Raw genomic sequence first — 23,077 nt, 5'->3', positions numbered from 1 at the left:
AAAGTATTACAATGAAAGCAAAAAAATATTTCAGCATCCTGTTGCTTAGCGTTTTTGCGCTGGGTGCATGTAAAAAAACATTTCTTGATAAACCAATTAACGGCGCGCTTGAGCCACAGTTTTTACAAACCGAAGCCGGTGCCCAGGAATTACTGGTAGGCGCCTACGCGGCCCTTGACGGCCAGCAGGGCGGCGATGCTGCCATAGGTGGTGGCGGTTCATGGGAGGCATCGCCCGATAACTGGATTTACGGCGGCGTGGCCGGCGGGGATGCTTCAAAGGGAAGCATTGCCGGCGATCAGCAACCTATTGAGCCCATTATGAAGTATAACCCCGATGCCAGTAACGGTTTTTTTGACAGCAAATGGAGGGCCGATTATGAAGGGATTTCAAGAACCAACAATACTATTGGTATCACCAACAAAGTTGCCACTATTGCCGCCGCTACCAAAACAAACATTATAGCACAGGCAAGGTTTTTACGCGCCCATTACTATTTTGATCTGAAGAAGATGTTTAACAATGTGCCGTATCTTGATGAAACTACTACCGATATCAATCAGCCCAATACAACAGATATATGGCCAAAAATTGAGGCCGATTTTCTGTATGCCTATAATAATTTGCCCAATACACAGGCTAATGTAGGTCGGGCCAACAAATGGGCAGCGGGAGCATATTTGGCAAAAACATATTTATATGAGCATAAATATACCGAGGCTAAGACTGTTTTTGATGCCATTATTGCGCAGGGTGTAACCGCATTGGGCTTAAAATATGCGTTAAACGAAAAGTTTAATGATAACTTCAGAACGGCCACCAATAATAGCGCCGAGTCGGTTTTTGCTGTTCAGGCAGCCGCAAACAGCGATCCCAACGGGCCTTCAAACGCCAACGACGGCGATATGCTGAATTTTCCGTATGGTAACAGCAGTCCGTTTAGCTGCTGTGGTTTTTATCAGCCATCAATTGAGCTGGCCAACCATTTCCGTACCAACCCGGCTACCGGCTTGCCATACCTGGATGATTACAACAGCCACGCTTTGACAACCGACATGGGAGTAGCGGCAGGTGATGATTTTACACCCGATGGCGGTACCATAGATCCCCGTCTTGATTGGACTGTCGGCCGCAGAGGCATACCATATCTTGATTGGGGTATCCACCCGGGCACCGATTGGGTACGCGATCAGCAGTACGGGGGCCCTTACTCGCCCATAAAAAATGTATATGGACAGGCCGAGCAGAGTGAAAACGGGGATAATACTTCGTGGGCGCCGGGTTCGGGTATTAATGTAAACCTCATTCGCTATGCCGATGTGCTATTGATGGCTGCCGAGGCTGAAGCCCAGCTGGGTAATTTTGATAAGGCTGAAAGTTATGTAAACATGGTACGCAGCAGGGCTACCAACACATCTGGATGGGTACACAACTATAAAGACAATGATAACCCTACCGCTGGCTTCACCAACACACCAGCCGCTAATTATAAAGTTAGCGTTTACCCTGCCGGTGCTTTTACAGGTAAAGATTTTGCGCTGAAAGCCATTTATTTTGAACGTAAAATTGAACTGGCAATGGAAGGGCATCGCTTTTTTGATTTGGTTAGATGGGGTATTGCCGATACCGAGTTGAATGCCTATATAACCTATGAAAGCAAGTTTACCAACGATGTTAAGGGAGGTAAGTTTTTAAAAGGCAAAAGCGAATATTACCCTATTCCGCTTATTGAAATTGACCTGAGTGCCAAAGGCGGTTCGCCGGTGCTTAAACAAAACCCGGGTTACCATTAATAAATTATAATTATATCTGCCGGGGTTTTTATATTCCGGCAGATTTTCTCAAATTGCTGCGTATTACCTCCTGTAGTAAACCAGCCAACAACTATAAACCAAAATATGAACACATCATCGACACGATTTTTATCGCTGGATGTATTTAGAGGGATGACTTTATGTTTTATGATCATCGTGAATACACCAGGGAGCGGGGCTGACGCCTTTGCACCCCTACAGCATGCGGCCTGGCATGGGTTCACCCCAACCGACCTGGTATTTCCATCGTTTTTATTTGCGGTAGGCAACGCCATGAGTTTTTCGATGAAGCGCTATATCGAGATGGGCAACGCGGCCGTACTTACCAAAATATTTAAACGCACGCTATTGATATTTTTAATAGGGTACCTCATGTATTGGTTCCCGTTCTTCAATTTTGATAAAGGGCACTTTGAGTTTTCGCCGATAAGCCACACCCGTATTTTTGGGGTTTTGCAACGCATAGCGTTGTGTTACTGTTTTGCGTCGCTCATGATCCATTTTTTATCAAAGCGGTCGGTTATTATTTTATCCATCCTGTTCCTGGTAGGTTATTGGATTATCCTGCTTGTTTTTGGCGATCCGCTAAACCCATTAAGTATGACCGGAAACGCGGGCTATTACCTGGATAAGCTAGTACTTGGAGCCGATCATATGTACCATGGCGAAGGAAAAGCATTTGATCCCGAAGGTATCCTTAGCACCTTACCGGCTATTGTAAACGTGGTGGTTGGCTACTACGCCGGTAAATTTATTCAGCAAAGAGGCAAAGGGTACGATGTGATATCAAAAATGCTGCTCATGGGCTGCCTTTTCATCTTTATTGCTCTATGCTGGAATATGGTGTTCCCTATTAACAAAAAGCTATGGAGCAGCCCGTTTGTACTGATAACAACAGGCCTTGATCTGGTGATCCTGTCATTCCTGGTGTATGCCCTGGAGATTAACGATTGGAACAAAGGCAACTGGACAAGGTTTTTTACCATCTTGGGCAAAAATCCACTACCGCTTTATGTATTGTCAGAAACTTTGGTGATTTTCTTTTACATGTTTACTGTAAAGGGTAACAGTTTATACAATTGGATAAATACCAATATATACCAGGCTGTAATACCCGGTGCAATTGGCTCATTGCTGTTTGCCATAAGCTATATGCTTGTTTGCTGGTTTGTAGGTTACCTGCTTGATAAAAAGAAGATTTATATCCGCGTGTAAGCGTTAAACCTGCAAATAAACCGAAAGGCGCTGTCATGTGATGGCCGCGCCTTTCAGTTTTGAAAGAACTACAGATTAAAAAAGTTATATTCCAGTCTAACCAGGTACATGTTTTTGGAGTTACGCTCCATGGCATTGTACAGTGGTGTGCGGTATGAAAAATCCAGCCGGCACAAACTGTTAAAAATAAACTGCACGGCTGGTGCAACATCCAGGTAACTTTGTGCATGGCCCGGATTGGTTTTGCCTAACAGTTCTACATACAGGTTCATATTTGTTTGGCTATAGTCGCGGTAGTGCCGGGGTAATAGCAGGTAACCCGCCGATAGGGTATAGGCGGCGGCATTCCTGGCCTGCAATGCAGGTAGCGTATGTCCACCGGCATTATCAAACGCCCTGATATAGCTTGCCGAACCGGATATAGCCAGTTTATGTAGCAGTTGCGTAAATACAACGCCGCTTTGCAGGCCGCTGTTATCGCCCTCTAAAGTTATTTCCTGGTTGGGCGCCGGGTTATTGATGCTGGCCAGTTTAACAAAAGCGGCGCCCCTGAAATGCTGCTGAACGGTGTCAATCGAAAGGAATCGATATTTGGCGTATATGCTACCCCCATCAAAATGTTGATTGTTGCTGTAATAATCAGACATGTAAACAGATCCATGTACCATCAGGTGGCGGCTTACGCCATACATAGCCTCAATAGTGCTGCGGTTTTTGTAGGTAGGACTAAAAAAGCCCTGGTTTTCTATCCGGATACCTAATGAACTGGTGGCCATGTTACTGGCTGGTTCGGTATTTACATACAATTCCTGCGAAAAAACAGGACATGCCATAGCCGTTAGGCAAATAGCCAGAATTAAGATTCTCATAAAAAAGGATTAAATGAAAAACTATATGGCTAAATGATAAACACGGCCCGATGCGGGTGCTGTATCAGTTACCTGGCCCAGGTATTTTTTTGATACCGATTTTGGTGCAAATCCCTGGTCAACAACGGTAACATTAACTGTGCCGCTGGTTGGTTTATTGGCAGGATTAAGCAGCTTGTAAATATCGCCCCCGTAGCTGAAATTGTTATCGGCTACTTTGGTGTTATCAAAGTTGTAAGTGGCTTTCAAGCTGTTTACCGAAAATCCCGAGCCTTGTACTTTTTTGCTCATTAACTCAAAATTTACCGGCACATCGTTTTTAAAGGTAATGAGATAAGTATTACGGATCAGGTCTGTTTTAATGTCGCCTATAAAAGGCAGGGTGCGGAGTGCTTTTTCTGTTGATTTGGCGCAAAGGGCGCAGGTAAGCCCGCTAACCTGTAATTCAGCTTTGGTAAATTGAGCTTTTGCAACGGTAGCAGATAGAGAAAATATAATGATGAATATTTTAAGCGTTTTCATTTGAATCTTTTTAAATTAATATTGAATTAAACTGTGGTAAAATACCTGGTTATTAAGGGTTCAATTAATTTATCAGATCCGGAAAATACAATTTTTGATAAACGATGCTATACTTTGCACGGGCTCATCGGGAGGTGCACGGTCAAAATATTTTTCGAGCGATGGCTGCTGCGGAAAAAAGGAATAATTACCAAATGGAAGGTGAGGCAATTCAAAACCCAATATTTGGCTTAAAAAAGATGTTTCTTCGGCCTGGTGTACATCTTTAACCTTTACCTGCAACTGGCTGTCTTTGCAGCAATTCATTTTGCCCGCAACCTTATCCATGCCGCAGGCAACAGCAGGTGCGTTAATTTTAACAGATGAGATGTTGTTGCCGCAATAATGCAGGTTAAGCGCAAAGCCTAATACTGTAACAACGTACAGCATAGTCAATAATACCGCTCCTGGTTTTTTTAGCATATAGCAAAAATAGGTGATTAACTTGTTGATTACAAATTGTTTTTGGAGAAGAAAGTTGATGTAATGAATATTACTATACTTGTTGCCGTTTTTGTTGTGCCTAATAGTAATGTTGTAATTGGAAGGGGGCTTCCGTGCATTGCCAAATAAGCCACTTGTAACAACCGGGCAAAGATAGTTTCCGGGGCTAAAACAAGAAAACCCGGCCCTCGCGGCCAGGTTTTTCTAATTAACGTGATCTTAAAACTAATAAATTATATTATTGAGCCGACTGTTTAGCCTGGTCTTTCATGGTTGAGTTGGCAACAATTACAATTTCTACCCGGCGGTTTTTTGAACGGCCATCTACTGTTGTATTGTCGGCAATTGGTTCGGTTTCGCCCTTGCCCGAAGTTTGTAATCGTGATGCAGGAACATTTTGAGCTGCGATGTATGATTTTACAGATTGTGCCCTTTGTATTGATAAATCCATATTGTGCGCGTCACTTCCTGTATTATCGGTATGGCCAACAATTAAAATATTGGTTTCGGGGTTGTTTTGAAGCGATGCTGCAAGTTTTTGCAAATTGCTTTGTGCTTCTGCTTTTAAGGCAGATTTATCGGTATCAAACAAAATGCCCGAGTCGAATTTCACCAGGATACCTTCGCCCTCACGGGTTACAGTAGCGCCGGGTACGGTTTGCTTAATTTCGGCAGCTTGCCTATCCATATTCCGGCCAATAAATGCACCTGCTGTACCACCTACAGCACCACCAATAATAGCACCCAAAGCAGTGTTACCTGCAGCCTTGCCAATAAAAGCGCCTACAGTACCACCAGCACCTGCGCCAATAGCAGCTCCTTTTTGTGTTTTAGTTAATGAGTTACAGCCCGAGCCTAATATTCCAACGGTAGCCAATGCTAAACTTAAAGTTGCTACCTTGATTTTTAAAGATTTCATAATAGTATAATTGTATATATAGATTACCATTTGCAAAGCAGATGCCAAAAGCCCAATTGGGATAAACCAACCAGATTTGCCGATAAACCCACACTATCGCTATATTTTTTTAACAATTAAGAAACCAGGGATTTGAAAAGAGAATAACGTTTAGTCCTAATCAAAGAATTCGACTAGTTTTTAGTACATGAATGTAAAATTCCAGATACAAAAAGCAAGCTAAAGAAAGGTGCTTAGCTAACTATGATTAACGTAGCCGGGAAGATGAGTTTGAAGGTGCTGCCTACATTTTTTTCGGATACCACATCAATTTCGATATCATGAAATCCGGCTATTGATTTTACAATGGGCAAGCCAAGGCCAAAGCTGTCCTGTTGTAATGACTGGCGAAATTTTTTAAAGCGGTTAAATATAAGAGGAATGGCGTCGGTATCGATACCTATGCCGGTATCAGTTATACTGATTAAAAATTTATCGTGAACAGCCACCGCGGCAACCCGGATACTACCACCTTCGCGGTTATATTTTATGGCGTTGTTAATCAGGTTAAAAAACAAGTTAAATAATAGGAATTTGTTGATATTAACCATGTGCCAGTTATCCGGGACTGAAATTTCATAACTTATGTTTTTATCCTGCAGACGTATAGAAATTTCGTCATAAACATCTTGTAACAGCTCGGCAACTGAAACCCTGTCCTCTTTTAAAAACTGCTCATTTTCAATCTGCGATATCAGCAGCAGCGTTTTGGTGATACTTTTAAGCCGGTTAAGAATCTTCTGCATCTCCAGCAAACGCACCTTTAGCTCGTCATTGATATCCTCTTCCTCAAACATGTTTTCAATTTTTGATTGAAGGATAGATATAGGCGTCATCAACTCATGCGATGCATTGGAAATAAACTCACGTTCCCGGTGAAATTTATCGGCAATAGTCTCAATCATTTTATGGATGCTCAGATCAAGATGCTCAAAATCAGATGTGGTAGTGCGCACTTTGCGGTACGACTGGAAATTAGGGAACTTTTGACCTACCAGCTTGGTTTTTATAATGATGCGTAATGGCTTAAGCACATAATTGGAGTAAACCTGGTCGGCAAGTACAGTAAGTAATATCATACCTAACAATACCTCGAAGGCCAGGTTTTGCAACGGCACACTGGTTTCGTCAAGTGTATCCACGCTTTTGCCAATCTCCAGCAGGTAGTTTTTATTTTTAACTTTAAAGGTATGGCTCAAAATGCGGTATTCAAGGGTATCACCCTCGCTAAAAAGGCGTTTACCGCGTTGGATGGTATCTAAAAAATATTTAGAGTCAACTTCATCAAGGCTAATGTATTCGTCTTTAAGGGGCAGGTAGCTGCCGTATCCTTCGCCGTTTACAATATAAGTTTCAATGCCCTGGCTTTTTACAATTTGCAGCAGCTTGTTTTTTTGCTTTATCAGCTTGCTATCAACATAACTGCTACTTATGTTTTTTATCAATACGGGTACCAGCAATACAAACAGTATCACAATCACCAATTTTGATATGGCGTTAAAAAGCGTAAGTTTTGTCCTTAATTTCAAATATTCAGGCGTTTATCTTTACTTTATATCCCAGCCCGCGCACGGTCTCCAGCCAATCGGGTGATGCAAATGCATTTAATTTTTTCCGTATATTTTTGATGTGCGCGTCTATATAATTGGAGTCGTAATCATTATTAACTACACTACCCCAAATATGTTCGCTTAACTGCATCCTGGTAAGCGTACGGTTTTTATGCAGAATGAGGTAAGCAATCAGGTCAAATTCCTTTTTTGTAATGGTATTAACCATGCTGGTGCCATATGAAATGGTACGGTTGGTTAAATCAATCAGGAAGCCATCAAGATCAATAATGTTATTTTTTACCCCAAACTTGCGGCGGATGATGGCCTGCATCCTGCTTTGCAGTTCAAGCAGCGAAAAAGGTTTGGGCAGGTAATCATCGGCCCCTAAATCAAGCCCTTTAATACGGTCATTAATCTCGGTACGGGCGGTTAGTATAATACAAGCCGCATCTAAGCCCAGTTTTTTTACTTCTTTTAACAGGTCAAGGCCATCGTAATCAGGTAAGCCGAGGTCTATCAGGATAAAATCATATAAATTGACGGCAATTTTTTCTGATGCCGAAGCCCCGTCATAACAAACCTCGCAGATGTAATTATAATTGGTCAGGAATATTTCCAGCTCATGTGCAAGCGCTTTTTCGTCTTCGATGATCAAAATATTCATGCGCTGTTGCTAATAAAACAAGTAAAAAAATGTAAGGTTAAAAAACGATTCTTTGTGATTTTCAAGCACCCCCTCTACATTAACCGGGATTGAATAACGCCATGAGGCCTCGAGGGTATAATGAGGCCGGTTATAAGCAATAGGTACTTTAAAGCTGTAGTTAAGCATTTTAAACTTACGGTTATAACGCGCTGAGTTTGGATCATCGAACACATAAATATTGTCAATCTCCTGCTTAAAACGATGATCTACCGAGTAGCGCTGCACAAAATTTTGTGTACCTGTTATAAAGTTAAATGATGGATTAAATGAAAGGTAATCCTGGTCGTCAAAAATGCTCCAGCTGGTTTCAATGTATTTGGAGTTTGTAACGGTAACAAAAAAGTCGTTTGATTTGCCAAAAAGAAAGTCGGCTATAACGCTGGTTTTCAAAAACTTCCAGTCGTATGAGTTTTTCAGGTTGATATCATTTGACGAGGCCGACTTAATAACATTGGCCTGTTTATTAAATATAAACCGGGTATAGCTTACTGCTCCTGAAAACTGTTTGGAAAATTWATAAAAGTAGCCGCCGCCAACATCAACTTCGTCAACCGGCGCATACCCTAAAACCTTTAAAATGGAGCCGTAAGCAAAAAAACCCTGCTTAGTGTTATAAATAACATCGCCCGTAACAAAGGGATATTTAACCGGGCTGGTGCGCCCGAAAAAGAGCGCGTCGCTGCCATAGTTTACCCCTACCGAAACAGACTGTTTCCTGATGATTGTATCTGTATCGGCCACAATGTGGATGTTGCCACCGGTAAAAAGCGTATTGTTAATACCCGTAGCATATAAGGCATTACTGCCGGCAATAAAAAAAAGTAAGCAAAGGTACTTCATCAAAAATTGGTAAATTGTTTGTTAACCACCTGTTTAATCGCCATTTCGTCGAGGTATTTCCGGCGGACGCTCCAACCCTTCAGGGCGGCGCTGTCTTTTAGGCTTGGGTTTAGGCGGCACGGGCGGAGTGTTTTCATCTACCTTTGCCGGCTTGGCCTGCCGTTTTGCTTTAGCTACCTCTTTAATTTTATTTTTTTCTTCCTGCTCCTTTTTACTTTTTAACGTAGTATCGACCGGTAAATTATGATACTGCATCTTAATTGCACGATGGTATTCAACCGGATGTGATGGGCTGTTTGTAGTACCGGCAGCTGATAATCGTGGCGTAAATATCAATAACAGGACAATATACGCAAACCACTTTACCATTGAGAGGAAGAAAAACTTAAAATTATATTCAAATATCGGTCAATATAAACAGTAATACCCAAACCGGGGGTACTGTTGATAACAATTATCACCAGTTTATTTAAGCAGGGGGCAATGCTTGCATAAACAAGTGATTACACACTTGCCGGAATAATTATGATTGGTTTAAAATTAATGCAGTTAAAGCGGGTTATAGGCTAACGCCTTTTGAAGTGTAAACACGATTCTGGTCGTCAACAATAACACAAGCAATTTGGTTTAGCTGGTTTATTAAGTACATACCTGCGTTAATACCAATGCTTATCATAGGAGATGCCATGGCATCGGCCAGTTCGGCAGTGGGGCTAAGTATGCTTACACTTTTAATTTCGCTTACCGGGAAACCTTTACTGGTACTGGCAATACTTTGAAATTTTTTCTTGCTGATGCTGGCATATTTTTCGGCATTTACCGATGTAGCAAAAGCCATATTGCTGATGTTAAGATGGGCAAAAGGTTGTTTCCTTTGTTCAGGGTCGGCAGTGCCTACAGTCCACGGCTTGTTGTTGGGTTGTGTACCCCAGGTTAATAGGTCGCCGCCCGAATTGATAACGCCGCTGCTAACACCATTCATTTGTAAAACAAACTTTGCCCTATCGGCAGCATAGCCTTTACTATTGGCACCAAAGCCAATACGCATACCTTTTTCTTTTAAAAAGATAGTTTGCCTGGTGGTATCAAGTACAACATTTTGATAGTTGGTTTGCATTACCGAGTAAGGGGCCGTTTTAACAGTCACGTTTTCAACAGAAGTTGTATCGTTGCCGGTATTACCGGTAAAATAGGTGATATCAAAAGCGCCGTGTGTAAGTTCAGATATCTGTAAAGCACGGCTAATTAACCTGAAAATTTCGCCATTAGCCTTTACGGGCGCAACGCCGGCTTCGCGGTTAATTTGTTTAATATTGCTGTGATCGCCAAAAGCCGAAAGCAGTTTTTCAACACGGTTGATCTCGTCGATAGCAATTTCTATTTGTTCATTGGCCAATAATGGATCATTCCCAACCACACTAATCTCAAATTTATCACCCATAGCGTGTACATTACGTTTGTAGGTGGTTAAATTGTTACTTAAAGTTTTTACTGCCAGCATAAAATAAATTTTTTATCGTCAAAAAATCAAACTACTCTAATCCCGCTGTAGGATGATTTTGTTTATAACAAAAATGTTACCTCTCACCTCTACAACAACTAAAGTAGATTGCTTGTATGAAAATAAGATGAAAACAAGATTGCGAATAACGTAAATCGACGATTTAGCTGTAAATTGGAGCAAAGAGTAAGAAATAAAGACAAAAAATTGACAATTTTTTCAAATAGACCGGAGGGCAATTTATTTGCGCAAAGACGCAAATATGTTACGACGAAAAGTAACTTGTTTGTTTTTTTTGCTCGTTAGCGCCTTGGTGTGAAAAAAAACGGTGCTCAATCAATCAAAATATTCTCGCCAAATTTTTGCGATACGGTAGTGTTTTCTTTACCGTTGATGCTGATCACGAGGGAATTATCAAAAGGTATTTTTTCGATGAGCTGGATGCGGGTACCAATGCCAATATTGAGTTTGATGAGGTACTGCAGAAACGAATTACTGGTATCGCGCACGGCAGCCACGCGACATGCCCCACCGGGCTTAAGATCGGTTAACGTTACCGAAAATGATTTAGGCACCTTTCCGTTGGCTTTTGGAATGGGATCGCCATGAGGGTCGTATTCGGGAAAGCCCAGGAACTTGTCAAGCCTATCGGCCAGCGTTGCATCGCTGATGTGTTCCAGTTCCTCGGCAATATCGTGAATCTCGTCCCAATGATAGCCCAGTTTTTCTAACAGGAAAACTTCCCAAAGGCGGTGCCTGCGCACAATTAATACCGCATCTTTTAAGCCTTGTGGGGTAAGTTTTACGCCCACTTTTTTATCATAGGCTATCAACTCCTTTTCGGTAAGCTTCCTGATCATATCAACTACCGAGGCTGGGTTGTTACCCAGCGCTTCGGCTATAGCAGTTGGCGTTATTTTAACGTCCTTTTGCTGCGCGATACGGTAAATGGCCTTTAGATAATTTTCTTCTGATAATGTATACATCCGTTGTTGCACTGGAAACATACAAACATAAATAAAAACCAGCCGGTTTGTAATAGTTAGGGATGCCTAATTATTGCGAACCCGCTTTAAACAAAACAGGCCTCCGTGTTACCGGAAGCCTGTTTTGCTATTTTATTTGGTTATTAATGATGGCCATGACCACCGCCATGTTCGCCACCTCCACCGTGGTTACCACGACCGCCGCCGCCACCGCCATGGTTGCCATGATCGCCGCCACCACCGCCACGGTTACCACGATCGCCACCAAAATGACCGCCGCCGTTGCCATGAAATTGAGGCCCGCGGCCACCGTGGTTGCCATTATCAAAGTGGCCATTACCACGGGTGTATGCTACCCTGCGGTCGTGATTGCCTCTCCAGTAGTTGGCATACCTAACATCGCGGCTGTTGCGGATAACAACCTGGTCATGACGGCCTCTGTAACCGGCATACCTTGTTCTGTAAACATCGTTTCTTACCCATGGGTTGCGATCATTGATAACCACTTTATAGCTGTGGTATAAATCATAGTTGCGGTACCGTACCGGTAAGTAGGCGCGGTGCACCCACACATTGTTATCAAAATATACATACTGGTGTGTTGGAACATCATAGTAAGTATCAATATCGGGCATGTAATAATAGTTGGCATAATCGTATCCAACCGGGCCCCAGGCAGGTTGGCTGCCAATATTTACCCCAAAGCTTACGCTTACCTGGGCACTGGCTGTTTTAACAGCGAAGCAGCTTAATAATATTGCTGCCGACAGGATCATCTTTTTCATTTGTTTTCTGTTTAAGTAGTGCCCCTTTTTTTGGCGACCAATAGATTGCCAAACGGTAGCATTGTTTGGATGTATGACAATATTTAATCAAAAAAGTTTAAATATTAAAAGAAACACTTTCGCACGACCATCTGGCGCATAAAAAAACAGGCCCTGGTGTTACCCAAAACCTGTTTTGTATAAAAATTAACAATCAAAAATTAATCTTTGTGGCCATGGCCTTTATCTTGATGACGGTCATCGTGGCGATCATCATGACGGTCGTTGCGTACCTCTTTGTGTACAATTACCTTGCGGGAGTTACCGCGGCCATTGCCATTCCAGTGGTCTTTGTACTTAACCTCGCGGCTATCGCGAATGATGGTCTGGTTACGTTTGCCCTTGTAGTTTGCATATTTAGTGCGGTAAACGGTGTTATGTACCCATGGGGTACGCTCGTTAACAACTACTTTATAGCCATTGTAAACATCGTAGTTGCTATACCTTGCAGGTAACGCAGCTGAGTGGATCCATACGTTGTTGTTAAAGTATACATACTGGTGCGCGTTTACATCGTAGTATGAATCAATGTCGGGCATATAGTAATAGTCGGCACGGTCATAACCGGTTGGGCCCCATTCGGGCTGGCTGCCAATATTAATGCTTAAACTAATCTGGGCGCTTGCGGGTTTTATTGCTAAACAGCCTAAAAATATCGCGGCTGTTAAAATGATCTTTTTCATAGTGCTATTGTTTTGTTTGGATGTATGACAATAACCAGCAGAAAAAGTTTAGTTTAAAGCATAGGTGGCAGGGTAACTAATCAGTTACAATAATTACAATGGGGCTAAGCGTCAGTTAATGAGTTGTTTAGTTGTTGTCGTCGTCGGTATCTTTCTCGGCAGCAACCTTTTTGCCGGCCATGGCCAGCATCGGTTTGCCAATCACTTTGTAATTGCCTTCGCCTTTAAGAATGGAAGCCAGCTGGGTTTTATCCTGCATGGTTTTTACGGCCTGGGCCAGTTCCTTATCGTACTTAAAGTTTACTTCGTAACGGCCCTTTTCATAGTAATAGCGGGAGGCTATCTCGTTTTCAAGCACTTGTTTTATTTCGTCCTTATGTAGCTGCAGGTCGTTCTTTTTGGTAGTCATCAACTTGGCTTTCAACACATCGTATTCGGCCTGTATGTCGGTAAACTGTTTTTCTTTGGTGGCTTCGGTTTTCAAACTGTTCAGCACCTTTTCTGATGACGTGGTGTAGTTATAATTTTTATCGGCCAGGTATTTTACAAAATCATTGTAGTCGCCCTCAGATAAAACGAACGATTTAGTATCGGCTATTTTAGGGTGTTTATCACGATAAACAGTAGCATAATCAAATATCAGCAGCTTGCCTACCAGGGCCTGGGTTACGTTGGCAAATTTTTCCTGTTTAATAAAAATATCGGGGTAAATAGCGCTGCCATCGTAAACCGAGCGGCCATTTTTAGTTTTAAACTCGTGGATTAATGAATCGGCCACTTTAACTACGCTGCCATCATCCTTGCGGTGCGTATAATCCAGCTCCTGGATACAGCGACCCGACGGGATGTAGTATTTGGCAATGGTAATTTTAACCAGGCTGTTATAAGGCAGGTTAAAGGTTTGCTGTACCAGGCCTTTGCCATAACTGCGCTGGCCAATAATAATAGCACGGTCAAGATCCTGTAACGAGCCGGCAACGATTTCTGATGCAGATGCCGAGTGGCTGTTAACTAATACCACTAATGGCAGGCTTGGCTCAAGCGGCGTGCTTACGGTGCTATAAGTAAAATTCTTTTCTTTTATTTTTCCTTTTTGCGATACTACCTCCACATCTTTTTGAACAAAAAGATTTACGATTTTTACAGCCTCCTGCAAAATACCGCCGCCGTTTGAGCGCAGATCAAGGATGATGCCGTTAGGGTTATTCTTTTTTAGGGTTACCAGGGCGTTGGTTACCTCGGCGGCCGAGTTTTCTAAAAACTTATCCAGTTTAATATAACCCATGTTGCCCTGCACCATACCAGCGTATGATACGTTTGGTTGCTTAATTTCATCACGTACCAGGTTTTTTTCAAAGGGCTGGGCCACGTTATCGCGCTTAATGAATAGCTTAATGGCTGCACCTTTTGATCCTTTGAGTAATAGGCTTACCTGGTCGTTATTTTTTCCGTTAAGGTCAATGTCATTTATTTTAAGCACCTGGTCGCCGGGATGTACATCACCCTTTTGGGCCGGGAAGCCCTCAAATACATCAGATACGAATACTTTGCCGTTGCGGGTAAAAATGCTTGCGCCAATACCGCCGTACTGGGTACTTACATAGTGCAGCTTATAGTCTTCAATTTCCGATTCGGGTACAAATTCGGTATAGGGATCCAGGCCATCTAGCATAGCATCCACGCCGGTTTTTACCAGCTTGGCCGAGTTAACATTATCAACATAGTTAATGTTTACCTCTTTATAAACCGATGCAAAAACATCAAGGTTTTTTGATATCTGGAACAGGTCATCGTCAAAAGCGGCAACGCCAACGGCCAGCATTACAACGCCGGCACACAAACCTATCTTTCTGTATTTTTTTGAGATCACCATACCCGGTACAACTTTAAAGCATATAAAAATACGAAAAGCTATCGATTTTTTACAACTAAACGCTTATTTACAGCCTGTTATTGTCAATATTCACCAAAGCTTTTTTTAGGGTGAATACCACATATTCCCTGTTACGGTTTACAAGCTCCATAAGTTTGGTTATCAGTGCCTCTTCCTGTCCTTCGGTATATTTTAGCTGCTCATCGCTAAGGTTGTTATATTTACGTTGAACTTTAATTTTTACACGTTCCCAATCTTTATTGGAGATACTGATTTCGGCCATTGTTAAATTATTTTAAGCAAAAATATAAAAAATACACGTTGGCTGAATTAAAAATGAGGCTATACACCCTTTTTAGCACTAAATAGCAGCAAGATGAGGCGGCAATGGCAATCCCTGGCTCAGTTTATCGGGGATGGGCGCCAGTCGTTTGGTTTGCAGGGGGATAAGGCCCGACCATATAGGCAGTTCCAGGTCGTCGTCATCGTCAACCGGCATACCGGTGCGTAACTTGGACGATGCCTCGTCAATTTTAAACGCAAGCGCTGTGGTTTTAAGTACTTCCCTGTCGGTTATTGGGCGAAGGTAATCCCAGCTGCCGGGCACAATTTTTTCGGTAAGCCATTTAAAAGCTTCGGTTTTATCGTCCACACTTTCAATTTTTTCTGCCTGCGCAAATATCACTACCGACCGGTAATTTACCGAGTGATGAAATGCCGATTTGGCTACCACCAGTTCGTCCATCAGGGTAATGGTGATACAAACGGGGATGCCTTTTTCCAGTTCGCGCATCAAATGGCTACCTACCGAACCATGCACATAAATACGGTTACCATACCGCACAAACGCAGTAGGGATGGCGTATGGTTTGTTATCTGCCGAATAGCTGATGGTGCAATATAATGCCTCATCCAGGATACTGTTGATGGTTTCGGGCTCGTAATTTGCCCTTTTTGCTGCCCTGCTGGGGATAAGATGTGCCGGTGGATTTGCCATGATTTTGTTTTTTGGTAAAATTATGCGTTTATTGGATGGTGATAATGCTCCAGATAATACAAAATAGGTAGTCCAATTTTATGCAGGTATATTCATCAAGCTTAATAATTGATAAACAGGTGCAGCTGCCGGTTTATATTCAACTGGTCAATCAGCTTATGGCGATGGTAAAAGCGGGCACATTACAACCGGGCCACCGGCTGCCCAGCACCCGGCAGCTGGCCACCTTGTTAAACCTGCACCGTAAAACAGTGATAAGGGCCTATGACGAATTGCTGGCCCAGGGCTGGCTGCAAAGCCATACCGGCAGCGGAACTTTTGTGGCTGGCCATTTACCGGTAACAAAGCCCCGGCAGTTGTTAAATAATAGCGCCGACGTAGCTAAGATAGCAGGCTTTAGTATAAAGGAGGCGCCACACCTGCAACGCAGAATTGTTGATTTAAACATTGATCTGCATCTTGATGATGGTTTCCCAGACACCCGCATGGCACCCGTAACCGAACTTTCGAGGGCTTACCGCACACAGCTTTTAACAGGCAACCCCTATACCCGCTTGGGTTACGCCGACCCGAAAGGATCGGAGTGGTTGCGCACTGAGTTGGCGGCCTATTTAAATATCACCCGCGGCTTGCGGGTTACGCCGGCCAATATCCTGATAGTGCGGGGTACGGTTATGGGCCTTTATTTAACCTGTACCGGCTTGCTGCAACCCGGCGACACAGTAGTTACCGCCCAACCTGGCTGGGCGGGTGCCGAAGCCAATTTTTTACAGGCCGGGGCAAACCTGTTAAAAGTGCCGGTTGATGAATACGGATTGGATGTGGATAAGCTTGATGAACTTTGCAGCAGGCAAACCGTGCGCATGGTGTACGTGACTTCGCACCACCATTACCCCACAACAGTGGCACTGCGGCCTGATAGAAGAGTGCGCCTGCTTGAGCTGGCCCAAAAGCATGGTTTCATTATTTTTGAGGACGACTATGATTATGATTTCCATTACCAAAACAAACCGCTGATGCCATTGGCCAGCGCCGACGAGGCTGGAATGGTGTTGTATTGCGGCGCTTTTTCCAAAAGTATTTCGCCGGCCATAAGGGTGGGGTATCTGGTTGGCCCCGAAAACGTGATTGAACATTTGGCCCAATTACGGCGCACCATTGACCGCCAGGGCGATAGCATGTTGGAGAATGCCATGGCCGAGCTTTTACAAAACGGAGTGATACAACGCCACCTGCGCAAATCATTACGGGTATACCAGCAGCGGCGCGATTTTTTTTGTGGATTACTGAATGATAGCCTAAAAAATTACGTGCAATTTAAAATGCCGGAGGGTGGCATGGCTGTGTGGACTTATTTTGATTCGCGAATAGATTTGAACAGGCTTGCCCAAAATGCCTTAAAAAAAGGACTATATTTCCAGGGCGAGAATAGCCTGTTGGCGCCAAATTTTACCAGGCTGGGCTTTGCCTCCTCCACACCGGCCGAGCTGGAGCAATGTGTAGCTGTACTGGCTAAATTGCTTGAAAAATAACCGCAAATGTTAAGCTTTGTTAAATTATTTTAGTCGGATTATAAAAAACGGGGCAAAGCAACGTTTAAAACTTTGGCGCGTCAATTGACAGGCTGTAAAACAGGCTATCAATACAGCCGTATTGTAAACTAACTATGTAAACAAGGGGTTAAGCTATAATTTTTTGAATATTTATAGCTTCGCCCCGCTAAAAATTAAAATTTATGAAAAAGTATCTATTAAGTGCCGTATTGCTGATAGCAGTGAGTATCAGCGCGCAGGCACAGTTTTCTTTAGGTGTTAAAGGTGGTGTCAATTTTTCTAAGATTAATACTTCTGCCGTTGGCGAGTCTTCTGTAACCGGTTACCAGGCTGGTTTATTTGCCCGGATTGGTAGCGGTTTGTATTTACAGCCCGAACTTTATTTAGCCAGTAAAGGAGGGAAGTTTGATTTTCAGACAACTAACGGCACAACTGTAACCACAGAAGGTAAGGTTAGGTTTACCACATTAAATGTGCCGTTGCTTTTGGGTAAATCATTTGGCGCAAAGGATTTAAATTTTAGGATTATGGCTGGCCCGGTTTACAGCTACGCCCTTGATAAAAATCAAAACTTTAGCGATAACGTAAGCGGCGCCTACCAGGATTTTGGTAACTACAACAAAAGTACATTAGGTTTCCAGGCTGGTGCCGGTGTTGATATCGGTGCAATAACTGCCGATTTGCGCTACGAGGGTGGTTTATCCAAGGTAAACTCTAACTACGGCCAGCGCCAAAACCTTTGGGCTTTAAGCGTTGGATTTAAGATTTTTTAAGCCGCGTGCAGTAAAGTATCACGGCTATTAAAATAAAGCCCGATGTGTTGAATGGATCAACATATCGGGCTTTGTTGCGTTAACGTTGTTCCTTTTTTTCCGTAGAGACGCATAATTGCGTCTCCCGCATGCAAATCACCTCGCAAATCTGTCTGGCAAATCGCCCATGCAATTTCTGAATGTTCTGGGGGGAGACGCAATTATGCGTCTCTACAAAACATCGTCCTTTTTTACACCCCCATGCCCCAACATTTATTCCTTTATTTGCATTTGAGAAAAAACGGTATTGTTAAAAATATAAATGAACAATCTGAAAAAGGAATTATATGATTTGTGCATAGCCCACGTTCGCAGGAGCATGGATGCCGCCGAACTGGCTATCAGCGAAGCGCAAAAATCATCAAACGATGATACTAAAAGCAGTGCCGGTGATAAATACGAAACCGGCCGCGAAATGGCGCAACAGGAAACCAACCGCAACCTGGCCCAGCTTAACGAAGCCAATAAATTGCTGGTTGCGTTAAACCGCATAGGCACCAGCGGTACATCGGCCGTTGCCGAAGCTGGCAGCGTGATTATTACCAATAATGGCAATTTTTATATGGCTATAAGCGCCGGGGCATTATCGCTTCATGGCAAAAGCTATTTCGCCATATCGCCGGGTTCGCCGGTGGGTATGAAACTGAGCGGGGCAAAAGCGGGCGACAGCTTTACGCTGAACGGGAAAACGTATGTAATTGAATCGGTAAGTTAGTGCAATAGTGGTTATTTGATGCTGCTTGCACCTGTGTTTTAATTGCTAAACATCTGCCTTTAACAGGTATACAATGAATTCGGTGCCTTTGCCAACTTCGCTTTTAATTTCAATGCGGCCTTTATTTACATCAACAAACTGTTTAACAAGGGCCAGGCCTATACCGGCGCCGGTTTCTTTATTGGTGCCATAGCCCGAAATTTCTTTACCGACCACCTTAAAAAGCTTGTCTATTTTTGTTTCACTAATGCCCATGCCCGAATCTTTTACGTGGATGGCTCGGTGGTTATCGTCGCAGGTATAATGGATAACAATAATGCCACCTTGGGGCGTAAATTTAATAGCATTGCCAACCAGGTTCTGGATAATTATTTTTACGTGATTAGGGTCGGCGCTCACCATTTGGTCGCCATTGTGTATGTGTTCTATGTTAATCTCCTTGTTTTTGGCCAGGAAAGCCGATACCGAAAGAATTTCATCAACTACGCCTGTGAGGTTTATGCTTGCTTTTTCAACGTTAACGCCTTTTTGCTGGCTACCAGCCCAAACCAGCATATTGTTTACCATATTATTTACAATGGTTACGTGCTGATAAAAATCCTCAATTAGCAACTTTTGTTCCGCCTCATCAATATCGCCCGAGCGTACAAGATCGATAGTTTGCATAATGGAGGCGAATGGGCTGCGCAGGTCATGGCTTATTACCGAAAACAGCATATCCTTGGTATGGTTTAAATCGTCAAGGGCTTCTTTTTGCCGCGAAATTTCCTGGCTTTGCTGCTTTAAGGCTTTGTTTAAAGCCGTTTTGTGCATGTTGCTTCGGCTAATGATTAATAGTATAATAATAACAAAAACGGCTGCCAGGCTTATTATAATAATTATTAACCGGGTGGAGTTGAGCTTTTGTTTGTTTAGTTCGTTCTCTTTTTCTAACCGGATGTTATCAACCTGTTGCTGTTTTAAATGCAGGTAATTAATCTCTTTTTCCTTGGTATCATTCAATAAGCTATCGTTATTAATTTTATAAAGCGCTTCGTTGCGGTAAGCGTTACCATAATCTTCCAGCGCGGCATAACTTTCAGACAGGATTTTCAGGGCTCTCACAATATCATAACGGCTGTTAGTTTCGCTTGCCAGGCTTAGCCCTTTATTAGCATTGGTAATGGCTAATTGATATTGGTCCATGCCATAATAAGTTTGGGCGAGGCCCGAAAACGCAAAATCCCGCTCCCAGTTATCCTGGTAATGGGCATTCAATACTTTTTGATAGTACACTATAGCCTGCGGGTAATTTTTTAAATGAAAAAAAGTTTCGCCCATGCGGTTATAGGTCATGGATATAATGTGCTCATCCTTAATCAGCTTGCCGGTATTTAATGCCTTATCAAGATAGGTAAAAGCTTTTTTAGATAGCCCCAGTTCGTCATAACACAGGCCAATATCAAAATACATGCGGCTTATTTTGGCCTGGTCATTAACCTTTTTAAAACCGTCCAGCGCTTTTACAAACTGGTTAATGGCATCCTCAAACTTGTTTTGCCCTAAAAAAATCAGCCCCATTACCTGGTAGGCATTGGCTACCCCCGGCTGGTAATCAATGGCATTGCTAAGCTGCATTAACTTAGATGCCGCATCTAACGATTGAAAATATTCGCCAAGCACATAATAAGCCATGCCAATATTATTTAGGGAAGTAATCTCACCGGGCTGGTTTTTTTGTAATTGGGCAAGCTGTAGCGCCTGTTTGGCAAAATACAACGAACTATCGGCCTGGTTATACCTGTACCCGAGCGATAAACTATTAAGCAAATTAACGCTGGCGGTGTCTGCTTTATAGCCAGGCTGGTGTACCGCCTTTTGCCACTGGGCCAATAACGGCGCCTGGGTTTGCGCAAAACCCGTAACTCCCTCAAATAGAAGGGTACACACAGCAATTAAAAGGCGGAAAATCTGGATAGGTGAAATTTTCAAGCTATTGACAAGGTATTTAAAGTGAATTTATAAAATTTTACTGGTGCGGGCATTTTTTTATAATAAACGATATTGCTTTTATAATTTATGCGCTATAAATAAGGCTGTGTTTATTCACCAGCCGCATTAAATTATATTTTAATAGTTAAAAACGGGTGTTTTTAACCCAAAATCAATAAAAATTAACTTTTTTTAAAAATAAAACCATTCATTCATAAAATCATGCAGTAATCATCAAATATCTATTACTATATTTGATGTTAACAAAACTGGGCAAACAAACAACCTTGCCTTTTATAAATTAAAGATTGATGAACATATTTGTAGGAAGCCTTCCTTTTCAATTAGAGGAAGCCGATTTAAAAGAGCTTTTTGAAGCGTACGGTGAAGTAAGCACTGTAAAAATTATTATTGACCGTGAATCTGGCAGAAGCAAGGGTTTCGGATTTGTTGAAATGCCAGATGATGAAGCTGCACAATTAGCTATCACGGGTTTAAACGGATCAGATGTTAGAGGCAGATCAATTGCTGTTAGCCAGGCTGAAGACAAAAAACCACGCGACAATCGTGGCGGCGGTGGTTATGGTGGCAACCGTGGCGGCGGTGGCGGCTATGGCGGCGGCGGTAACCGTGGCGGTGGCGGCGGTGGTTATTCAAAAGATAGCCGTGGCGGCGGCGGTGGCGGCAGCCGTTGGTAAATTATAAATAAACAAAGTGCCGGGTATTGGTACCCGGCACTTTGCTGTTAATAATACATCTACTTACTGTACTTTGTGGGATTGGTTTAGCAGGTTTTTTTACCTGCTGTGATAGTACTATATCAAAAAACCATGCTTATGTTATTTTTCCGGCGATGTTGCCTGCGGTAGCTTTACCTCAAATGTGGCACCCTGTCCCGGAATCGAAAATATATTAAACGTTCCCTTAAGGCTTTCAACCAGGTGCTTTACAAGCGCCAGGCCAAACCCATACCCATTTTCGCCACCGGTACCATTTGTTGATATAGCATTCCCCTGCAATATGGTGGCTATGCCGCCTGCATCCAGCCCAACGCCCGAGTCGGTTACTTTTACCTGCAATACATTTTCGTTTTTATCTTCAATCAAATCCAGGTCGACAGTAACAAAGCCATTATTCGGGGTGAATTTGATGGCGTTAGATATCAGGTTGCCCGTTATCTGCAGTAATTTATTTTTTGAAAAAGGAATGGTTTCTGATGCCGATGACGTATTTACTGTAAACGTAATATGCTTGTTCATGGCCTGCGGCACATAAAGCTTTTGCAGCTTATCTTTAAATACCACCTGGTTAAATTCGCCTCCCTTCAATTCGGGCACTTTCTTATCTTTTTTATCAGTGCTCAAAATCTCGTCGGCAAGTTCCAGTATCGACCGGCCACTTTTGTGTATCAGGTTCATAAACTCCAGTATCTCGTCCATCTGGTTTTCATCGCCTTGTTCACGAATGAGTTGTGCAAGCCCTATAATACCGCTTAAAGGTCCGCGAATATCGTGCGCTACTTTCTTCTGGGTTTGCTTAGCTTCAGATAAATTGCTCCGCAGATCCTCAATTACTTTGATGTATTTGAGCCTATTCACAATTTCGCCGGCAATGATCTTTAACAGCTCTACCTTTTCGGGGTTAAGGTTTTTTGACGAATGCGCGTCAACCACGCATAAAGCGCCTATGTTGTGGTTATCTACATTTAGTGGGATACCATAATAATAGCGCAGATGCGGCCCGCCGGTAACATAGGGCCGGTCTTTAAACCGCTCGTCGGCACTCAAGTCGGCAACTTCCATATTGTCATCACTCATTAACAAGTACTGACATACAGATTCCTCGCGCGGCATTTGCTCCAGGTCCAGGTTGTGGGTGGATATGGTCCATTGGGTATAGGAGTCAATGAGGTTAACCAACGACATTTCAGTGCCGGCAACTTTGGCGGCAAGTTTAGTAAGATCTTTAAAACTATCGGCATGCGCGCCATAGTCCAAATCAAATTCCGACAGGGTCATTACCCTGTCCATTTCATTTTCGGGGATTGGGGGAGTAAACATACAATCAATTAGTTACGCCCTTGTACGGGAGTTTACCGCCAATTGTTTTAACACAATGTCAATAACTGCTAACATGAAAGATGCCTGGGTTGTAAAACATTAATTGCAGTTGCTGCATTTTATTAAAAAAGCGTAATTTAAC

At 42.8% G+C, this 23,077-nt stretch carries 23 protein-coding genes; 6 read left to right on the top strand and 17 right to left on the bottom strand.

What is annotated here, in order from left to right:
- Nucleotides 1-11 precede the first annotated feature (11 nt).
- On the top strand, nucleotides 12-1,793 hold the full coding sequence (locus AC1DU2_RS14970) for a RagB/SusD family nutrient uptake outer membrane protein (RefSeq protein ID WP_477385136.1): 1,782 nt from the start codon (nucleotides 12-14) through the stop codon (nucleotides 1,791-1,793).
- Nucleotides 1,794-1,898: 105 nt separating this feature from the next.
- The gene (locus AC1DU2_RS14965) at nucleotides 1,899-3,029 is read left to right on the top strand and encodes an acyltransferase family protein (protein ID WP_477385135.1); all 1,131 of its coding nucleotides are present in this window, start codon (nucleotides 1,899-1,901) and stop codon (nucleotides 3,027-3,029) included.
- Nucleotides 3,030-3,097: 68 nt separating this feature from the next.
- On the opposite strand, the gene AC1DU2_RS14960 is transcribed toward AC1DU2_RS14965, so the two are convergent.
- The 15 genes from AC1DU2_RS14960 to AC1DU2_RS14890 all read right to left on the bottom strand — a co-directional run bounded on the left by AC1DU2_RS14960 (nucleotide 3,098) and on the right by AC1DU2_RS14890 (nucleotide 15,824).
- The gene (locus tag AC1DU2_RS14960) at nucleotides 3,098-3,898 is read right to left on the bottom strand and encodes a hypothetical protein (RefSeq protein WP_477354968.1); all 801 of its coding nucleotides are present in this window, start codon (nucleotides 3,896-3,898) and stop codon (nucleotides 3,098-3,100) included.
- Between the two features lie 21 nt (nucleotides 3,899-3,919).
- The gene (locus AC1DU2_RS14955; RefSeq protein ID WP_477354965.1) at nucleotides 3,920-4,420 is read right to left on the bottom strand and encodes a heavy-metal-associated domain-containing protein; all 501 of its coding nucleotides are present in this window, start codon (nucleotides 4,418-4,420) and stop codon (nucleotides 3,920-3,922) included.
- Nucleotides 4,421-4,492: 72 nt separating this feature from the next.
- Nucleotides 4,493-4,882 carry an HYC_CC_PP family protein gene (locus AC1DU2_RS14950; RefSeq protein WP_477354962.1) on the bottom strand — a complete coding sequence of 130 codons (390 nt, stop codon included), beginning with the start codon at nucleotides 4,880-4,882 and terminating at the stop codon, nucleotides 4,493-4,495.
- 259 nt (nucleotides 4,883-5,141) lie between these two features.
- Nucleotides 5,142-5,822 carry a YiaD family glycine zipper/OmpA-like lipoprotein gene (locus AC1DU2_RS14945; protein WP_477354959.1) on the bottom strand — a complete coding sequence of 227 codons (681 nt, stop codon included), beginning with the start codon at nucleotides 5,820-5,822 and terminating at the stop codon, nucleotides 5,142-5,144.
- Nucleotides 5,823-6,055: 233 nt separating this feature from the next.
- Nucleotides 6,056-7,390, bottom strand: coding sequence for a sensor histidine kinase (locus tag AC1DU2_RS14940; protein WP_477385134.1), 1,335 nt, complete (start codon nucleotides 7,388-7,390; stop codon nucleotides 6,056-6,058).
- 4 nt (nucleotides 7,391-7,394) lie between these two features.
- On the bottom strand, nucleotides 7,395-8,078 hold the full coding sequence (locus tag AC1DU2_RS14935) for a response regulator transcription factor (RefSeq protein WP_477385133.1): 684 nt from the start codon (nucleotides 8,076-8,078) through the stop codon (nucleotides 7,395-7,397).
- 9 nt (nucleotides 8,079-8,087) lie between these two features.
- Nucleotides 8,088-8,960 carry a hypothetical protein gene (locus AC1DU2_RS14930; RefSeq protein ID WP_477385132.1) on the bottom strand — a complete coding sequence of 291 codons (873 nt, stop codon included), beginning with the start codon at nucleotides 8,958-8,960 and terminating at the stop codon, nucleotides 8,088-8,090.
- 33 nt (nucleotides 8,961-8,993) lie between these two features.
- On the bottom strand, nucleotides 8,994-9,329 hold the full coding sequence (locus AC1DU2_RS14925; protein ID WP_477385131.1) for a hypothetical protein: 336 nt from the start codon (nucleotides 9,327-9,329) through the stop codon (nucleotides 8,994-8,996).
- Nucleotides 9,330-9,519: 190 nt separating this feature from the next.
- The gene (locus AC1DU2_RS14920; RefSeq protein WP_477385130.1) at nucleotides 9,520-10,461 is read right to left on the bottom strand and encodes an FAD:protein FMN transferase; all 942 of its coding nucleotides are present in this window, start codon (nucleotides 10,459-10,461) and stop codon (nucleotides 9,520-9,522) included.
- Between the two features lie 332 nt (nucleotides 10,462-10,793).
- Nucleotides 10,794-11,468 (bottom strand): metal-dependent transcriptional regulator, encoded by a 675-nt coding sequence (locus AC1DU2_RS14915; RefSeq protein ID WP_477385129.1) that lies wholly within the window; start codon nucleotides 11,466-11,468, stop codon nucleotides 10,794-10,796.
- Nucleotides 11,469-11,590: 122 nt separating this feature from the next.
- Complete coding sequence (locus tag AC1DU2_RS14910) at nucleotides 11,591-12,232, bottom strand: hypothetical protein (RefSeq protein ID WP_477385128.1); 642 nt, start codon at nucleotides 12,230-12,232, stop codon at nucleotides 11,591-11,593.
- A gap of 200 nt (nucleotides 12,233-12,432) precedes the next feature.
- Nucleotides 12,433-12,954 carry a hypothetical protein gene (locus AC1DU2_RS14905; protein WP_477354934.1) on the bottom strand — a complete coding sequence of 174 codons (522 nt, stop codon included), beginning with the start codon at nucleotides 12,952-12,954 and terminating at the stop codon, nucleotides 12,433-12,435.
- Nucleotides 12,955-13,081: 127 nt separating this feature from the next.
- Entirely contained in the window at nucleotides 13,082-14,827 is a 1,746-nt protein-coding gene (locus AC1DU2_RS14900; protein ID WP_477385127.1) for a S41 family peptidase, read from the bottom strand.
- 67 nt (nucleotides 14,828-14,894) lie between these two features.
- The gene (locus AC1DU2_RS14895) at nucleotides 14,895-15,110 is read right to left on the bottom strand and encodes a hypothetical protein (RefSeq protein WP_090638442.1); all 216 of its coding nucleotides are present in this window, start codon (nucleotides 15,108-15,110) and stop codon (nucleotides 14,895-14,897) included.
- Between the two features lie 78 nt (nucleotides 15,111-15,188).
- Entirely contained in the window at nucleotides 15,189-15,824 is a 636-nt protein-coding gene (locus AC1DU2_RS14890) for a pyridoxamine 5'-phosphate oxidase family protein (protein WP_477385126.1), read from the bottom strand.
- A gap of 80 nt (nucleotides 15,825-15,904) precedes the next feature.
- On the opposite strand from AC1DU2_RS14890, the gene pdxR reads away from it, so the two are divergent.
- The 3 genes from pdxR (at nucleotide 15,905) to AC1DU2_RS14875 (ending at nucleotide 18,904) form a co-directional block, all read left to right on the top strand.
- Nucleotides 15,905-17,356 carry a MocR-like pyridoxine biosynthesis transcription factor PdxR gene (gene pdxR / locus AC1DU2_RS14885; RefSeq protein ID WP_477385125.1) on the top strand — a complete coding sequence of 484 codons (1,452 nt, stop codon included), beginning with the start codon at nucleotides 15,905-15,907 and terminating at the stop codon, nucleotides 17,354-17,356.
- Nucleotides 17,357-17,559: 203 nt separating this feature from the next.
- Nucleotides 17,560-18,150 carry a porin family protein gene (locus AC1DU2_RS14880; RefSeq protein WP_477385124.1) on the top strand — a complete coding sequence of 197 codons (591 nt, stop codon included), beginning with the start codon at nucleotides 17,560-17,562 and terminating at the stop codon, nucleotides 18,148-18,150.
- 301 nt (nucleotides 18,151-18,451) lie between these two features.
- Nucleotides 18,452-18,904, top strand: coding sequence for a 3-oxoacyl-ACP synthase (locus AC1DU2_RS14875; protein ID WP_477385123.1), 453 nt, complete (start codon nucleotides 18,452-18,454; stop codon nucleotides 18,902-18,904).
- Between the two features lie 45 nt (nucleotides 18,905-18,949).
- Here AC1DU2_RS14875 and AC1DU2_RS14870 read toward each other — a convergent pair whose 3' ends face one another.
- Entirely contained in the window at nucleotides 18,950-20,875 is a 1,926-nt protein-coding gene (locus AC1DU2_RS14870) for a tetratricopeptide repeat-containing sensor histidine kinase (protein ID WP_477385122.1), read from the bottom strand.
- Nucleotides 20,876-21,186: 311 nt separating this feature from the next.
- Between AC1DU2_RS14870 and AC1DU2_RS14865 the strand changes: the two genes are divergently transcribed.
- Nucleotides 21,187-21,573, top strand: coding sequence for an RNA recognition motif domain-containing protein (locus AC1DU2_RS14865; protein WP_477385121.1), 387 nt, complete (start codon nucleotides 21,187-21,189; stop codon nucleotides 21,571-21,573).
- A gap of 141 nt (nucleotides 21,574-21,714) precedes the next feature.
- Here AC1DU2_RS14865 and AC1DU2_RS14860 read toward each other — a convergent pair whose 3' ends face one another.
- Nucleotides 21,715-22,935, bottom strand: coding sequence for a GAF domain-containing sensor histidine kinase (locus AC1DU2_RS14860; protein WP_477385120.1), 1,221 nt, complete (start codon nucleotides 22,933-22,935; stop codon nucleotides 21,715-21,717).
- Nucleotides 22,936-23,077: the final 142 nt, after the last annotated feature.

The sequence above is a fragment of the Mucilaginibacter sp. P4_C11 genome, assembly GCF_056402115.1.
The sequence above is the reverse complement of the archived record's forward strand: the minus strand, read 5'-3'. Positions and strand labels throughout refer to the sequence as shown.

Bases quoted from the DNA above. Each gene is read 5' to 3' on its own strand.
- AC1DU2_RS14890 (WP_477385126.1), bottom strand. From the start codon at position 15,824: ATGGCAAATCCACCGGCACATCTTATCCCCAGCAGGGCAGCAAAAAGG.
- AC1DU2_RS14910 (WP_477385128.1), bottom strand. From the start codon at position 12,232: ATGAAAAAGATGATCCTGTCGGCAGCAATATTATTAAGCTGCTTCGCT.
- AC1DU2_RS14955 (WP_477354965.1), bottom strand. From the start codon at position 4,420: ATGAAAACGCTTAAAATATTCATCATTATATTTTCTCTATCTGCTACC.
- AC1DU2_RS14905 (WP_477354934.1), bottom strand. From the start codon at position 12,954: ATGAAAAAGATCATTTTAACAGCCGCGATATTTTTAGGCTGTTTAGCA.
- AC1DU2_RS14880 (WP_477385124.1), top strand. From the start codon at position 17,560: ATGAAAAAGTATCTATTAAGTGCCGTATTGCTGATAGCAGTGAGTATC.
- AC1DU2_RS14875 (WP_477385123.1), top strand. From the start codon at position 18,452: ATGAACAATCTGAAAAAGGAATTATATGATTTGTGCATAGCCCACGTT.
- pdxR (WP_477385125.1), top strand. From the start codon at position 15,905: ATGCAGGTATATTCATCAAGCTTAATAATTGATAAACAGGTGCAGCTG.
- AC1DU2_RS14865 (WP_477385121.1), top strand. From the start codon at position 21,187: ATGAACATATTTGTAGGAAGCCTTCCTTTTCAATTAGAGGAAGCCGAT.
- AC1DU2_RS14920 (WP_477385130.1), bottom strand. From the start codon at position 10,461: ATGCTGGCAGTAAAAACTTTAAGTAACAATTTAACCACCTACAAACGT.
- AC1DU2_RS14915 (WP_477385129.1), bottom strand. From the start codon at position 11,468: ATGTTTCCAGTGCAACAACGGATGTATACATTATCAGAAGAAAATTAT.
- AC1DU2_RS14895 (WP_090638442.1), bottom strand. From the start codon at position 15,110: ATGGCCGAAATCAGTATCTCCAATAAAGATTGGGAACGTGTAAAAATT.
- AC1DU2_RS14945 (WP_477354959.1), bottom strand. From the start codon at position 5,822: ATGAAATCTTTAAAAATCAAGGTAGCAACTTTAAGTTTAGCATTGGCT.
- AC1DU2_RS14935 (WP_477385133.1), bottom strand. From the start codon at position 8,078: ATGAATATTTTGATCATCGAAGACGAAAAAGCGCTTGCACATGAGCTG.
- AC1DU2_RS14965 (WP_477385135.1), top strand. From the start codon at position 1,899: ATGAACACATCATCGACACGATTTTTATCGCTGGATGTATTTAGAGGG.
- AC1DU2_RS14860 (WP_477385120.1), bottom strand. From the start codon at position 22,935: ATGTTTACTCCCCCAATCCCCGAAAATGAAATGGACAGGGTAATGACC.
- AC1DU2_RS14950 (WP_477354962.1), bottom strand. From the start codon at position 4,882: ATGCTAAAAAAACCAGGAGCGGTATTATTGACTATGCTGTACGTTGTT.
- AC1DU2_RS14970 (WP_477385136.1), top strand. From the start codon at position 12: ATGAAAGCAAAAAAATATTTCAGCATCCTGTTGCTTAGCGTTTTTGCG.
- AC1DU2_RS14960 (WP_477354968.1), bottom strand. From the start codon at position 3,898: ATGAGAATCTTAATTCTGGCTATTTGCCTAACGGCTATGGCATGTCCT.
- AC1DU2_RS14900 (WP_477385127.1), bottom strand. From the start codon at position 14,827: ATGGTGATCTCAAAAAAATACAGAAAGATAGGTTTGTGTGCCGGCGTT.
- AC1DU2_RS14925 (WP_477385131.1), bottom strand. From the start codon at position 9,329: ATGGTAAAGTGGTTTGCGTATATTGTCCTGTTATTGATATTTACGCCA.